This is a genomic window from Mycobacterium sp. NGS69, from assembly GCF_059812165.1.
Genome location: NZ_JCALCD010000003.1, coordinates 597,908 through 610,782 on the forward strand (window position 1 = coordinate 597,908; position 12,875 = coordinate 610,782).

General features: G+C 70.7%; 14 protein-coding genes. 1 reads left to right on the top strand and 13 read right to left on the bottom strand.

Annotation, left to right across the window (positions count from 1 at the left end; genetic code table 11):
• Window position 1: 1 nt before the first annotated feature.
• The 8 genes from AC5Y2S_RS12220 to AC5Y2S_RS12255 are packed head-to-tail and all read right to left on the bottom strand — an operon-like array spanning window position 2 to window position 7,934.
• Window positions 2-643, bottom strand: coding sequence for an SRPBCC family protein (locus AC5Y2S_RS12220; RefSeq protein WP_499956394.1), 642 nt, complete (start codon window positions 641-643; stop codon window positions 2-4).
• 13 nt (window positions 644-656) lie between these two features.
• Entirely contained in the window at window positions 657-1,526 is an 870-nt protein-coding gene (locus AC5Y2S_RS12225; protein ID WP_499956395.1) for an AAA family ATPase, read from the bottom strand.
• Window positions 1,523-2,107 carry a nucleotidyltransferase family protein gene (locus tag AC5Y2S_RS12230; protein ID WP_499956396.1) on the bottom strand — a complete coding sequence of 195 codons (585 nt, stop codon included), beginning with the start codon at window positions 2,105-2,107 and terminating at the stop codon, window positions 1,523-1,525. Before AC5Y2S_RS12230 ends, AC5Y2S_RS12225 begins: the two co-directional genes overlap by 4 nt.
• Window positions 2,104-2,979, bottom strand: a complete 876-nt coding sequence (locus AC5Y2S_RS12235; RefSeq protein ID WP_499956397.1) for an XdhC family protein — start codon at window positions 2,977-2,979, stop codon at window positions 2,104-2,106. The genes AC5Y2S_RS12230 and AC5Y2S_RS12235 overlap by 4 nt, the downstream gene beginning before the upstream one ends.
• Window positions 2,979-5,378: an aerobic carbon-monoxide dehydrogenase large subunit gene (locus tag AC5Y2S_RS12240; RefSeq protein WP_499956398.1), complete on the bottom strand. Its 2,400-nt coding sequence runs from the start codon at window positions 5,376-5,378 to the stop codon at window positions 2,979-2,981. The genes AC5Y2S_RS12235 and AC5Y2S_RS12240 overlap by 1 nt, the downstream gene beginning before the upstream one ends.
• Window positions 5,375-5,851, bottom strand: coding sequence for a (2Fe-2S)-binding protein (locus tag AC5Y2S_RS12245; RefSeq protein WP_499956399.1), 477 nt, complete (start codon window positions 5,849-5,851; stop codon window positions 5,375-5,377). Before AC5Y2S_RS12245 ends, AC5Y2S_RS12240 begins: the two co-directional genes overlap by 4 nt.
• Before the next feature lie 6 nt (window positions 5,852-5,857).
• Window positions 5,858-6,733 (bottom strand): FAD binding domain-containing protein, encoded by an 876-nt coding sequence (locus tag AC5Y2S_RS12250; RefSeq protein WP_499956400.1) that lies wholly within the window; start codon window positions 6,731-6,733, stop codon window positions 5,858-5,860.
• A 31-nt stretch (window positions 6,734-6,764) separates the two neighbouring features.
• Window positions 6,765-7,934: an XdhC family protein gene (locus AC5Y2S_RS12255; protein ID WP_499956401.1), complete on the bottom strand. Its 1,170-nt coding sequence runs from the start codon at window positions 7,932-7,934 to the stop codon at window positions 6,765-6,767.
• A gap of 22 nt (window positions 7,935-7,956) precedes the next feature.
• Between AC5Y2S_RS12255 and AC5Y2S_RS12260 the strand changes: the two genes are divergently transcribed.
• Window positions 7,957-8,922 carry a LysR family transcriptional regulator gene (locus AC5Y2S_RS12260; RefSeq protein WP_499956402.1) on the top strand — a complete coding sequence of 322 codons (966 nt, stop codon included), beginning with the start codon at window positions 7,957-7,959 and terminating at the stop codon, window positions 8,920-8,922.
• A gap of 81 nt (window positions 8,923-9,003) precedes the next feature.
• Here AC5Y2S_RS12260 and AC5Y2S_RS12265 read toward each other — a convergent pair whose 3' ends face one another.
• From AC5Y2S_RS12265 to ttfA, 5 genes are read right to left on the bottom strand one after another with little or no spacing between them, the layout of a single operon-like run.
• Complete coding sequence (locus tag AC5Y2S_RS12265; protein WP_499956403.1) at window positions 9,004-9,648, bottom strand: TrmH family RNA methyltransferase; 645 nt, start codon at window positions 9,646-9,648, stop codon at window positions 9,004-9,006.
• Window positions 9,645-10,544, bottom strand: a complete 900-nt coding sequence (locus AC5Y2S_RS12270) for a hypothetical protein (protein WP_499956404.1) — start codon at window positions 10,542-10,544, stop codon at window positions 9,645-9,647. The genes AC5Y2S_RS12265 and AC5Y2S_RS12270 overlap by 4 nt, the downstream gene beginning before the upstream one ends.
• A 12-nt stretch (window positions 10,545-10,556) precedes the next feature.
• On the bottom strand, window positions 10,557-11,096 hold the full coding sequence (pyrE, locus tag AC5Y2S_RS12275; RefSeq protein WP_499956405.1) for an orotate phosphoribosyltransferase: 540 nt from the start codon (window positions 11,094-11,096) through the stop codon (window positions 10,557-10,559).
• Entirely contained in the window at window positions 11,083-11,853 is a 771-nt protein-coding gene (locus AC5Y2S_RS12280; protein WP_499956406.1) for an SDR family NAD(P)-dependent oxidoreductase, read from the bottom strand. Before AC5Y2S_RS12280 ends, pyrE begins: the two co-directional genes overlap by 14 nt.
• Before the next feature lie 34 nt (window positions 11,854-11,887).
• Window positions 11,888-12,736: a trehalose monomycolate transport factor TtfA gene (gene ttfA / locus AC5Y2S_RS12285; RefSeq protein ID WP_499903001.1), complete on the bottom strand. Its 849-nt coding sequence runs from the start codon at window positions 12,734-12,736 to the stop codon at window positions 11,888-11,890.
• Window positions 12,737-12,875 lie beyond the last annotated feature (139 nt).

Here is a 12,875-nt window from a genome sequence, read left to right on the forward strand (position 1 = left end):
GCTAACCCCGGCGGCGCAGCACCCAGATCAGCACCAGCACGGCCAGCACGACGGCCGCCGCGGCGCCGTACTTCTTGAGCTGGTCGCCGCCGGCGAGGTCGAGCAGGTCGATGGGCTCGGGCTCGACGGCCGCGTGGCGCGGCCCGGGAGCGGGTTCGGTCGCGGCGTGCCCGTTGACGCTCGCCGGGGCCGGCGCGTTCTTCGCGGCCAGTTCGGCCTCCAGCGATTCCACGAACTGGCCCAGCAGCTTCTCCGAAACCTGCTGCAGCATGCCGCTGCCGAACTGGGCAAGCTTGCCGACGATCTTGAGATCGGTGTCGACGGTGACGCTGGTGCGGTCGCCGTCCTCATGTAACTGGGCGGTGACGGTGGCGGCGGCATTGCCGGTGCCGCGCGCTTCCTTGCCCTTGCCGTCGATGACCGCGCGGTGGGCGTCGCGGTCCAGCTCGACGAAGCGCACCTTGCCGCTGAACTCGCTGGTGACCGGGCCGACCTTGACCTTGACCTTGCCCAGGTAGTCCTCGCCCTCGTGGCCGGTCAGCTGCGCGCCCGGCATCAGCGGGATCACCTGTTCCAGGTCGCACAGCACGTCCCAGGCCTGCTCGATGGGCGCGCTGACGGTGAACTGGTTGGCGATCTTCATGCGGTGGGTCCTCTCAGGTGCGGCTGTATTCGGCGAACGCGTCGCGAATCAGAGTACGGTCGTCCGGTGTCTTGGCCAGCGCCCCCAGGCTGACCGCGGCGCCCTCGTCGACCAGGTCGGCCACGCCCAGGGACACCAGGGCGGCGACCCAGTCGATGGTCTCGGCCACGCCGGGCGGCTTGTCCAGGTCGAGTTCGCGGGTGCGCCCGACGAACTGCGTCGCGTGCTCGATCAGCGGCGCGGTCGCCCCGGGCACCGTCCGCCGGACGATGGCGGCGGCCCGGGCCGGCTCCGGGTAGTCGATCCAGTGGTACAGGCAGCGCCGGCGCAGCGCGTCATGCAGGTCGCGGCTGCGGTTGGAGGTCAGCACCGCGATCGGCGGGCGCTCCGCGACGAAGGTGCCCAGCTCGGGGACGGTGACAGCGGATTCGCCGAGGAACTCCAGCAGCAGGGCCTCGAATTCGTCGTCGGCGCGGTCGATTTCGTCGATCAGCAGGACCGGCGGCGCCGGGCCGCGGTGTCGCACGCACCGCAGGATGGGCCGATCGACGAGGTAGGCCTCGGTGTAGAGGTCAGCCTCCTCGATGCCCCTGCCGCTGGCCTCGGCCACCCGGATGGACAGCAGCTGGCGTTGGTAGTTCCAGTCGTACAGCGCCTCGCTGGCGGTCAACCCCTCGTAGCATTGCAGCCGGACCAGCGGGGTATCCAGCACCGCCGCAAGGGTTTTGGCCGCCGTGGTCTTGCCGACGCCCGGTTCGCCCTCCAGCAGCAGCGGGCGGCCGAGCGTGATAGCCAGGTAGATCGCCGAGGCCGTTCCCGTGTCGAGCAGGTAGTCGTGCGCGTCGAATCGGGCGACGACGTCGTCGACATCGGTGAACGTCATGACCGCACCAGCCGGCGGTAGTCGTCCCACGTGTCGACGTCGAGCGGGATAGGACCATCTATCGCCAGTTCGCGCACCTGGTACCGGCCCGAGTCGATGAGCTTCCACACTCCCTTGTCACCGTGCAGTTCGCGGAGTTCGCCGAACAGCGCACGGCCGAGCCAGAACGGGTGCCCGATCCCGTTGTCGTAGCGGCACATGGTGATGTCGGCTGTCGCGCATTCGGCCGCGAGCCGCCGCAGCGTTGCCGGATCGATCCCGGGCTGATCGCCGAGCATCAGCACGATGCCGGCGGCGCGGGGGTCCACCCGCTCGAGCGCGGCGCGCAGCGAGGCCGCGCACCCGGTCCCGAAGTCGTCGACCTCCACCACGTCGGCCCCCTCGAGGGAGACCGCGTCGCGCACCTGTTGGGCGGCACCGCCGAGCGTGACGATGAGCTGGTCGAACCCGGCGCCGCGGGCCGTCCGCAGGGTGGCGCCGAGCAGGGTGGTATCCCGGTAGGGCAGCAGCTGTTTGGGCGAGCCCAGCCTGCGCGAACCGCCGGCCGCCAGCACGACGCCGGTGACGGGCGGCGCGGTCATGCGCCGGCTGGCCGGTTGGCGAACGCGGCGCGGCATCCCGCGCCGCAGAACCAATAGTCCGCGCCGGCCACGTGCAGGTGCTCGGTGGCGGGACCGATCGTCACCGTCATGCCGCACACCGGATCGACCGCCTCGGCCGGGCGGTCCGACACGGGTGCGCGGCGCAGGCCGCCGCGGATGCCGGCGATGAGTTCGGCCGCGATCGCGACCGCGATCTCGGCGGGGGTCTTGGCGCCGATGGCCAGCCCGACCGGGGTGTGCACCCGGGCCCGCTCCTCCGGGGAGAGGTCGAGCGAGTCCAGCACCGCGGCGCCGCGAACCTTGCTGGCCACCAGGCCGATGTATCCGACGCCGTGATCCAGTGCGGCCCTGATGGTTTCGGCTTCCGGACCGCCGTGGCTGGCGATCACGACGGCCGTGGCTGTTTCCCCCGAGGCCAGGTCGCCGTCGCGGCGGGCGTCGTAACCGAGCACGGCGCACACCTGGGCCAGCGCGTCGGCGATCGGCGTCGCGCCGTAGACCCGGATCAGCGGGGCCGGCAGCTGCGGCGTCAGGAAGATCTCCAGCGACCCGCCGGACAGGCACGGGTTCACCACGACGCAGGCGCCGGGGGCCTCGGGGAAGTGCACGTCGCCGTCGGGAAGCACCCGCAACAGCACGCTTTCGCCGGCCTGCAGCGCGCCCATCGCCGCCTTGCGGACGGAGTTCTGGGCGCACTGGCCGCCGACGAAACCCTCGATCGTGCCGTCCGCCAACAGGATTGCCTCGTCCCCGGGGTAGGAGGACGTGGGCGGCTGGGCGCGCACCACGGTCGCGTGCACGAACGGCGTCCGTGCCGCCAACAACTGCCGCGCCCGCTCGCTGATGGTCATCAAATCGGGGGCCTCGCTCTGCCCTGCATGGCCTCCCAGACCCGGGACGGCGTCAGCGGCATGTCGGCGTGGCGAACCCCGAACGGCGCCAACGCATCCACCACCGCGTTCACCACGGCCGGGGGCGATCCGACGGTGGCCGACTCGCCGATGCCCTTCGCGCCGATCGGGTGGTGCGGCGACGGCGTCACCGTGAAACCGGTCTCCAGGTGCGGCACCTCGACCGCGGTCGGGATCAGGTAGTCCATCAGCGATCCGCCGAGGCAGTTGCCCTCCTCGTCGAAGGCGATCATCTCCATCAACGCCATGCCGATGCCGTCGACGATGCCGCCGTGCACCTGGCCCTCGATGATCATCGGGTTGATGCGGGTGCCGCAGTCGTCCACCGCGAGGAAACGGCGCACCTTGACCACGGCGGTGCCCGGATCGACGTCCACCACACAGAAATACGCGCCGTAGGGGTAGGTGAGGTTCGACGGGTTGTAGCAGACCTCGGCGTCCAGGCCGCCCTCGATGCCGTCGGGCAGGTCGCCGGCGCCGTGCGCGCGCATCGCGATGTCCTGGATGGTCACCGCCGCCGACGGGTCGCCCTTGACGTGGAATGAGCCCTTCTCCCACTCCAAGTCGGCGACGGAAACCTCGAGCATGCCCGATGCGATGATCTTCGCCTTATCGCGCACCTTGCGCGCCACCAGCGCCGCCGCCCCGCCGGACACCGGTGTCGACCGGCTGCCGTAGGTGCCGAGCCCGAACGGGGTCTGATCGGTGTCGCCGTGCACCACCTCGATGTCGTCGGGCGGGATGCCGAGCTCCTCGGCGACTATCTGCGCGAACGTCGTCTCGTGGCCCTGCCCCTGGCTCTGAACCGAAAGCCGCACAACGGCTTTACCGGTCGGGTGCACGCGCAGCTCGCACCCGTCGGCCATGCCGAGGCCGAGGATGTCCATGTCTTTGCGCGGGCCGGCGCCGACGGCCTCGGTGAAGAATGCCATCCCGATGCCCATCAGCTCGCCGCGCGCCCGCCGCTCCTTCTGTTCGGCGCGCAGCGCGTCGTAGCCGATCATGTCCATGGCCTTGCGCATGGTAGCCTCGTAGTCGCCCGAGTCGTACGTCCACCCGGTCTTGCTCTGGTACGGAAATTGCTCCGGCCGCAACAGGTTTCGCAGCCGCAGCTCGGCCGGGTCCATCTTGAGCTCGAACGCCAGGCAGTCGACGAGCCGTTCGACGAAGTACACTGCTTCGGTGATCCGGAACGAGCACGCGTAGGCCACCCCGCCGGGCGCCTTGTTGGTGTACACCGCGGTCATGTGGCAATAAGCGGCCTCGAGGTCGTAGCTGCCGGTGAACACGCCGAAGAAGCCGGCCGGGTATTTCGTCGGCGCCGCCTGGCCGTTGAACGCGCCGTGGTCGGCCAGCACGTTGGACCGCAGCGCCAGGATCTTGCCGTCGCTGGTGGCGGCGATCTCGCCGACCATGATGTAGTCGCGGGCGAAGCTCGTGGACGTCAGGTTCTCGCTGCGGTCCTCCATCCACTTCACCGGCTTGCCCAGCAGCAGCGAGCCGACGATCGCGCACACGTAACCGGGATAGATCGGCACCTTGTTGCCGAAGCCGCCGCCGATGTCGGGCGAGATCACCCGGATCTTGTGTTCGGGCAGGCCGGCGACCAACGCGTACAGCGTGCGGTGCGCGTGCGGCGCCTGCGAGGTGGTCCACAGGGTGAGCTTGCCGGTCACCGGGTCCAAATCGGCCACCGCGCCGCAGGTTTCCATCGGCGCGGGGTGCACCCGCGGGTAGACGATCTCCTGCTTGACGACGACGTCGGCGTGCGCGAACGCCGCGTCGGTGGCGGCGGCGTCGCCCGTCTCCCAGTCGAAGATGTGGTTGTCTTTTTTGTTCTCGAGGTCGGTGCGGATGACGGGCGCCGATGGGTCGAGCGCCTTTCGCACGTCGACGACGGCGTCAAGCGGGTCGTAGTCGACGTCGATCAGCTCCAGCGCGTCGCGGGCCGAGTACCGGTCCTCGGCGACGACGAACGCCACCTCCTGGCCCTGGAATCGCACCTTGTCGGTGGCGAGGACGGCCTGCACGTCGTTGGACAGCGTCGGCATCCAGGCCAGGCCCTTCTCGGCCAGGTCCGCACCCGTCACCACCGCCTTTACCTTCGGATGTGCTTGCGCCGCAGTGGTATCGATGCCGGCGATGCGGGCGTGCGCGTACGGCGAGCGCAGGATCGCCAGGTGCAGCATGCCGGGCAGCGCGACGTCGTCGACGTAGGTGCCGCGGCCGCGGATGAAGCGCGGATCCTCCTTGCGCAGCATCCGGCCGTGGCCGCAAGGCTTTTGGTCGTTGTCGGCGGTGTCTTCGGGCGAGGGCGGGCGGAACTCGATGGTGGTCATGACTCGGCCTTCACGGTGGAGTTGTTCGCAGCCCACTGGATGGAGCGCACGATCGTCGTGTATCCGGTGCAGCGGCAGATCTGCCCGGAGATCGCCTCCCGGATGGTCTCCTCGTCGGGGTTGGGATCGCGGTCCAGCAGGGCGCGGGCGGTGATCATCATTCCCGGTGTGCAGAAGCCGCACTGCAGCCCGTGGCAACGCATGAAGCCTTCCTGGATCGGATCGAGCTGGCCGTCGACCGCCAGCCCCTCGACGGTCCGCACGCTGTGACCGGACGCCATCACGGCCAGCATCGTGCAGGACTTCACCGGCACGCCGTCCACGTCGACCACGCACGTCCCGCAGTTGCTGGTGTCGCAGCCCCAGTGGGTTCCGGTGAGCCGCAACTGATCCCGCAGGAAGTGCACCAGCAGCGTCCGGGGTTCGACCTCGGCGGTCACCTGCTCGCCGTTGACGGTCATGTTGACTTGCATGGTTGGCTAGCTCCCTTCGCGCACGCGTTGGGCCGCGGTGCGCAACGTGCGAACGGTCAGCTCGGAGGCCAGGTGGCGCTTGTAGTCGGCGGTGCCGCGAACATCGGTCACCGGCTCGCAGGCCGCGGCGGCCAGGCGACCCGCCTCGGCGAACGTCTCGTCGGTGGCCGGCCGACCGACCAGCGCCACCGAGATCTCGGCCAGCGCGGCCGGGTCGGGGTTCACCGCGGTCAGGCCCACCCGGGCCGCCACGATGTCGGTGCCGTCGAGCGTGACGGCCGCCCCGGCCGCCGTCACCGCCCAGTCCCCCACGCGCCGTTCCACCTTCGCGTATGCACTGGACATCTTGTGCCGCAAGGGGATTCGCACCTCGATCAGGATCTCGTTCGGGGCGACCGCCGTCTCGTACGGGCCGACGATGAAGTCGTCCATCGCGATCTCGCGTTCCCCCGACGGTCCACGCACCAGGCACACCGCGCCGAGCACTGTGCACACCGTCGAGAGATCCTCGGCCGGGTCCGCCTGGCACAGCGAGCCGCCGAGAGTGCCGCGGTTGCGGACCACCGGGTCGGCGATCACGCGTTCCGCGTCGCGGAAGATCGGGCACACGGCGGCCAGGGTGTCGGACTCCAGGATCTCGCGGTGGCGGGTCATGGCGCCGACGCGCACCAGGGTCGGATCGGTGATCACGTATCCGAGCTCGGGCGCCAGGTCGTTGATGTCGACGAGGTATTCGGGGTTGGCGATGCGCAGCTTCATCATCGGCAGCAGGCTGTGCCCGCCGGCGATCACGCGCGCCCCCTCCCCCAACCGGTCCAGCAGTCCGACGGCGTGGTCGACGCTGGTCGCGCGTTCGTATTCGAAGGGCCCAGGTACTTGCATGGGAGCAGTGTGGGCCGCGTCACACCGGGCGTCAATGGCGAGTTAAGTGATCGCTGAACTCGCCCGCTACCTGCGGCTCCGGGGCGTCGTGGTGGATTCGGCCGGCGGTGTCGGTCAGCGGGCGGCCCCCGCCGCCCCAGCGCTTGGCGATGATGTCGGCGGCGATCGACACCGCCGTCTCCTCCGGGGTGCGGGCGCCGAGGTCCAGCCCGATCGGGCTGGACAACCGGGCGAGCTCGGCGTCGGTCAGCCCCGCGGCCCGCAGCCGGTTCATCCGGTCGTCGTGGGTGCGGCGCGATCCCATCGCCCCCACATAGCCGACCTGGGGGAGCCGCAGCGCCACCTCCAGCACCGGGACGTCGAATTTCGGGTCGTGGGTGAGCACGCAGATCACCGTGCTGCCGTCGATGGCGCCCGCCTCCGCCTGGGCGGCGAGGTAGCGGTGGGGCCAATCGACGACGACCTGGTCGGCGGTCGGGAAGCGCACGGGCGTGGCGAACAGCTCGCGGGCGTCGCACACGGTGACGCGGTAGCCGAGGAACGATCCCTGTTGCGCCAGGGCCGCGGCGAAGTCGATGGCGCCGAACACCAGCATCCGCGGGCGCGGCGCGTGACAGGCGACGAACACCTCCATGCCCTCGCCGCGGCGTTGCCCGTCGGGCCCGTACTTGAGGACGTCGCTGCGGCCCACCGCCAGCAGGCCGCGCGCGTCGTCGGCCACCGCGTCGTCGGCGCGCGGCGACCCGAGCGAACCCGCGACCGCGTCGGGCCGCACCACGACCCGCCGCCCGACCCATTGCGCGTCGGGGTGCGCGATGACGGTCGCGACCGCCACCGGGCGGTGCTCGCCGATGTCGTCGGCCACCGCGCCGAGGTCGGGGAACGTCGATCGCGACACCGGCTCGACGAAGATGTCGATGATGCCGCCGCACGTCAGCCCTACCGCGAACGCGTCGTCGTCGCTGACCCCGTAGCGCTCCAGCCGCGGCGTCCCGGACCTGGCCACCTCGCCGGCCAGTTCGTAGACCGCGCCCTCCACGCAGCCGCCCGACACCGAGCCCGTCACCGAACCGTCCGGCGCCACCACCATCGAGGCGCCCGGCGGGCGCGGCGCCGACCGGAAGGTGCGCACCACCGTGCCCAGCCCCGCGGTATCGCCGGCGCGCCAGATCGACATCAGCTCGGCAAGGACGTCACGCACGCATTAAACGTAAGCTCATGGCGTGACTCCGGCTCAACTTCGGGCCTATTCGGCGGTGGTGCGGCTGGGTTCGGTGCGCGCCGCCGCCGCGGAGTTGGGCGTTTCCGACGCCGGCGTTTCGATGCTGGTGGCGGCGCTGCGCAAGGAGCTCGACGACCCGCTGTTCACCAGGACGGGCGCCGGTCTGGCGTTCACGCCCGGCGGGCTGCGGCTGGCCAGCCGCGCCGTGGAAATCCTGGGGCTGCAGCAGCAAACCGCGATCGAGGTCACCGAGGCCGCCCACGGGCGCCGGCTGCTGCGGATCGCCGCGTCCACCGCGTTCGCCGAGCACGCGGCGCCCGGGCTGATCGAGCTGTTCTCGTCGCGGGCCGACGACCTGTCGGTGGAGCTGAGCGTGCATCCGACGAGCCGGTTCCGCGATCTGATCTGCTCGCGCGCCGTCGACATCGCGATCGGGCCGGCAGGCGAGGCTTCGCTCGGTCCGGGCGACGCGCTCTTCGTGCGGCCGTTCCTGAAATACCAGATCATCACCGTCGTGCCGCCCAACAGCCCACTGGCCGTTGGCGTTCCGACTGCCGCGCTGCTGCGCCAGCAGCAGTGGATGCTCGGCCCGTCCGCGGGCGGAGCGGACGGTGAGGTCGCAAAGATGTTGCGGGACTTGGGTATTCCGGAATCGAATCAGCGGATCTTTCAGAGCGACGCCGCCGCGCTCGAGGAGGTGCAGCGGGTCGGCGGTTTGTCGCTGACGATCGGTTTCGCCGTCGCCAAGGACCTCGCGGCCGGGCGGTTGACCCGGGTGACCGGTCCCGGCCTGGACCGGTCAGGAGAGTGGTGTGCGGCGACGCTGGGGCCGTCGGTGCGGCAACCCGCCGTGTCCGAGCTCGTCCGCTTCATCACCACGCCGCGCTGCACCCAGGCGATGATCCGCGGCAGCGGCGTCGGGGTGACCCGCTTCCGCCCCAAAGTGCATGTTACGCTGTGGAGTTGAGTGTGAATCCTGGGCGACGACACGCCGATGAGCTTCGCCGCCGGTTCACACTGAAAGACCGAGGATGCACATTGAAGGCGCCTACCACGCGCGCGACAGGTCCGCGTGCTGGCGAATCCAGGCATGCATCGCGATCCCGGCGGCGACGCCGGCGTTGATGCTGCGCGTCGAGCCGAACTGGGCGATCGACACCGTGACCGCCGCGCCGGCACGGATGTCGTCGGTGATGCCCGGGCCTTCCTCGCCGAACACCATCAGGCAATCCCGCGGCAGCGACGTATCCTCCAGGCGCCGCGCGCCCGGGACGTTGTCGACGGCGACCACGGTCAGACCGGCGCCCGCCGCGAACTCCAGCAGCCCGGCCGTGCTGTCGTGGTGGCACAGCCGCTGATAGCGGTCGGTCACCATGGCGCCCCGGCGATTCCAGCGCCGCCGCCCGACGATGTGCACGGTGTCCACCGCGAAGGCGTTGGCGGTGCGCACCACCGAGCCGATGTTGGCGTCGTAGCCGAAGTTCTCGATCGCCACGTGCAGCGGGTGCCGGCGCGTGTCGATGTCGGCGATGATCGCGTCGCGGGTCCAGTACCGGTAGGCGTCGACGACATTTCGGGTGTCGCCTTCTCGCAACAGGTTTGGGTCATACCGCGGGTCGGTGGGGGGGTCGCCCCGCCACGGCCCGACGCCGCCGGTCGTCGTTCCCCATTCGGTGGGCCCCGGATCGCTCATCGCTGCGTCCACACCCCGGCGTGGGTGCCGTCGACGGCCACCGTCGCGTACAGGAGCGCCTCGTTGATCTCGCCCTGGGTGCACAGCGAGGCGTTGACGCGCACCGAGTCCAGCGACGCGTCGGGCAGGATCAGCACCGATGACCCGTACGCCGCGCAGGCCGGGTTCAGGCCCCGCCCCGGCAGGGTCGGCGACGCCAGCAGCATCAGCGGGCCGCCGCGCTTGGCGGAGTCGTCGCGGTACCGGTCCGCGAGCCCGGTGGCCTCCAGACCCAGCAGCATGTAGCCGTTGCCGTTGAACGCGGCGGGGTCGCCGAGTTGCTCTTTCGTCACCGGGGCGCCGTCGGCGCGCCAGCCCGTCAGGCTGACGGTCTTGACGGTCAGGCCGGTGTCGTTGGCGTTGGTCGGCGGCAACCCCACCGGAAACGCGGCCGGGTAGGCGGCCGACGTGTTCGGGATGCGGTCACGCGGCGAGTAGCCGTACACGCCGCGGACCTGGCTCCGATCCTTAAGCGGCCCAAGGCAAACCGTGCCGGTGAGCCGGTTCGGGGGCGCCGACAGCGGGTGCTGGATGTCGTGCACGCTGGTGGCCGCGTCGTCGCAGCCGCCCAGAGCGGCCGACTCCAACGGGTGCGCCAGCGCGCCGTAGAGCCCGAAGCGCATGTCCTCGGGTTTGGCGTGCGGCGCCTTCGGGTCGGTGGGCGACGCGTCGACGTCGACCAGCACGTAATCGCCGTCCCAGCGCAGGTTCGAAACCGACATGTTCCAGCCCAGCAGCGCGAGCGATTCGCCGAGCCGCGCGGCCTGCGCGCCGTAGGCCCGGGCCGGATGGCCGGAACCCGAACAGCCCATTAGTGATACGGCCACGCAGGCCAGTAGGGCGATGAGGCGGCGCATCCGGTTCGCGGCCTAGCCCAGCCCAAGATCGGCAAGGCCCAGCACGCTGCGGTAGGGAATTCCCTCTGCTTCGATGGCCTCGGCCGCGCCGGTGGCGCGGTCCACCACGGTGGCCACCCCGATCACGTCGCCGCCCGCGTCTTGCACGGCATGCACCGCCGTCAGCGCGGAGTTGCCGGTGGTGCTGGTGTCCTCCACCACCAGAACCCGGCGGCCGGATACCTCGGAGCCCTCGATAAGGCGTTGCAGCCCATGGGTTTTCGCCGACTTGCGCACCACGAACGCGTCGATGGGGCGCCCGGGCGCGTGCATGACGGCGGTCGCGACCGGATCGGCGCCCAGGGTCAGGCCGCCGACGACGGCGTAGTCCCAGTCGGCGGTAAGTTCGCGCATCAGCGTGCCGATCAGCGCGGCGGCGCGGTGATGCAGGGTGGCGCGGCGCAGGTCGACGTAGTAGTCGGCCTCCTTGCCCGACGACAGCGTCACCCGGCCGTGCACCACCGCCAGCCGGCGCACCAGGTCGGCCAGCTCCACGCGGTCAGCTTCGGTCACGGCCGCCGACCCGTTTCGTCGCGGCGCGCACCAACCCGCGGGGCAGCAGCCGCCCGGCGCCGACGATCGCCTTGTACTGCAGGCCCGGAATGCTGATCACCTTGCCGGCGGCGACGTCGGCCAGGCTTGCCGCGACCACGTCGTCGACCTCGAGCCACAGGAACGGCGGCAGCTTGGCCATGTCCATTCCGGCCCGGGCGTGAAATTCGGTGTGCACGAACCCCGGGCAGACCGCGTGCACGCCGACCCCGGTTCCGTCCAGCGCGCCGGCCAGGCCCTCGCTGAACGAGATCACCCACGCCTTGGACGCCGAATAGGTTGACGACCTTCCGTTCACCAGCCCCGCGACGCTGGCGACGTTGATGACGGTCCCGGCGCCGGCGTCGATCATGGCGGGCACCGCGGCGCGGGTGAGCTGCAGGACCGCGGTCACGTTGACGTCGAGTTGCGCCTGCAGCAGCGCGGGATCGGCCGTCCAGAATTCGCCGGACGTGCCGAAGCCGGCGTTGTTGACCAGGACCCGCACGCCCGCGGCGAGCCGCTCGGCGACCTTGTCGCGGCCGGCCGCGTCGGCCAGGTCCGCGGGCAGGATCTCGACGCGGCCGCCGTGGCCCTCCAGCTCGGCCGCCAGCTTGGTCAGCCGGTCGAGGTCGCGGGCGACCAGAACCAGGTCGTAGCCGTCGCGCGCGAAACGCCGTGCGTAACCCCCGCCGATCCCGGACGTCGGCCCGGTGATCAGGGCTACGGGTCGAGGCATGAGCGACAGTGTAGTGACGCGGGCCTAACCGGCCTCAGCGCTGGTAGTTACTGGCCCCGTGGCCGTTGCGCCCGGTCGGCGGCTGCCGGCCCTCGTCGCGGCGCAGCGGCTCGGTGGCGCGGCGAGTCGCCTGCACATCCGAGCCCAGCAACCCCGACACGTCCGGCTGCGACCGCCGGGACGGCAGCTCCAGGCGACCGGCGGGCGCCAGGGGGCGGCTCGGCGCCGCGTTGCGCAGCGCCGCCGGGGCCCCCGCGTCCTGCGGGGTCTCCTGGGGCACCGGCGGCAACACGCGCAGCAGGTCGTTGAACTGGCGCACGGTGCGCAGGCCCTCGTCCCATTGGGCGCGCGTGCTAGCGATCGGCATGGCGACCAACGTCCAGTTCTGCTCGTTCCACATGATCTCGGCGCAGTCGGGCGCGGTGTGCGCGAAGGTGACCATGCGCCGGTCGCAGGCCCGGCGGGCCGCGTCCAGATTGGTCGAGTACACCATCCGCGGCCCGATCGCGCCCAGCAGCCAAATGTCGCTCTCCCGAGGCTCTTTGAGCCCCTTGAGGCGCAGGTCGACGACGACATTGGTGCCGACCTTGCGGTGCAGCGCGATCACCGTCGCGACTTCCTCGACGTCGAAGATGTAGACCGCCTCGCCGCGGATCTGGCCCAGCACGACGTTGTGGGCGGGGACGTCGCCCGCCGTCGAGATCACCCCGCGCTTCCAGCGCTTGAGGATGTCGGTCGATTCGCGCTCGTAGTCGAAGCCGTGCGACCGCGCCCACGATTTACGGCGCCTGCTACGCCCCCGCTGTCGATCGATGTCGACGTATACCAGCACGCCCGCGCCGACAAAGCACAGCGCGGACAGCGTGAACCAAAGGGGGACCATCCCACACAGGGTATCCGCTGTCGCCCCGGAATAGACAATGCGACCAGGTCACAAGCAAATTAAGGTTTGCTGGTGCGCGCCCGGTGCGCCGAACGTCGACTTGTTGGGCGATTTCGAATGAAATGCCAACAACAAGTCG

Coding starts and splice junctions, on each gene's coding strand:
- AC5Y2S_RS12220 (WP_499956394.1), bottom strand. CDS start 643: ATGAAGATCGCCAACCAGTTCACCGTCAGCGCGCCCATCGAGCAGGCC.
- AC5Y2S_RS12225 (WP_499956395.1), bottom strand. CDS start 1,526: ATGACGTTCACCGATGTCGACGACGTCGTCGCCCGATTCGACGCGCAC.
- AC5Y2S_RS12230 (WP_499956396.1), bottom strand. CDS start 2,107: ATGACCGCGCCGCCCGTCACCGGCGTCGTGCTGGCGGCCGGCGGTTCG.
- AC5Y2S_RS12235 (WP_499956397.1), bottom strand. CDS start 2,979: ATGACCATCAGCGAGCGGGCGCGGCAGTTGTTGGCGGCACGGACGCCG.
- AC5Y2S_RS12240 (WP_499956398.1), bottom strand. CDS start 5,378: ATGACCACCATCGAGTTCCGCCCGCCCTCGCCCGAAGACACCGCCGAC.
- AC5Y2S_RS12245 (WP_499956399.1), bottom strand. CDS start 5,851: ATGCAAGTCAACATGACCGTCAACGGCGAGCAGGTGACCGCCGAGGTC.
- AC5Y2S_RS12250 (WP_499956400.1), bottom strand. CDS start 6,733: ATGCAAGTACCTGGGCCCTTCGAATACGAACGCGCGACCAGCGTCGAC.
- AC5Y2S_RS12265 (WP_499956403.1), bottom strand. CDS start 9,648: ATGAGCGATCCGGGGCCCACCGAATGGGGAACGACGACCGGCGGCGTC.
- AC5Y2S_RS12270 (WP_499956404.1), bottom strand. CDS start 10,544: ATGCGCCGCCTCATCGCCCTACTGGCCTGCGTGGCCGTATCACTAATG.
- AC5Y2S_RS12280 (WP_499956406.1), bottom strand. CDS start 11,853: ATGCCTCGACCCGTAGCCCTGATCACCGGGCCGACGTCCGGGATCGGC.
- ttfA (WP_499903001.1), bottom strand. CDS start 12,736: ATGGTCCCCCTTTGGTTCACGCTGTCCGCGCTGTGCTTTGTCGGCGCG.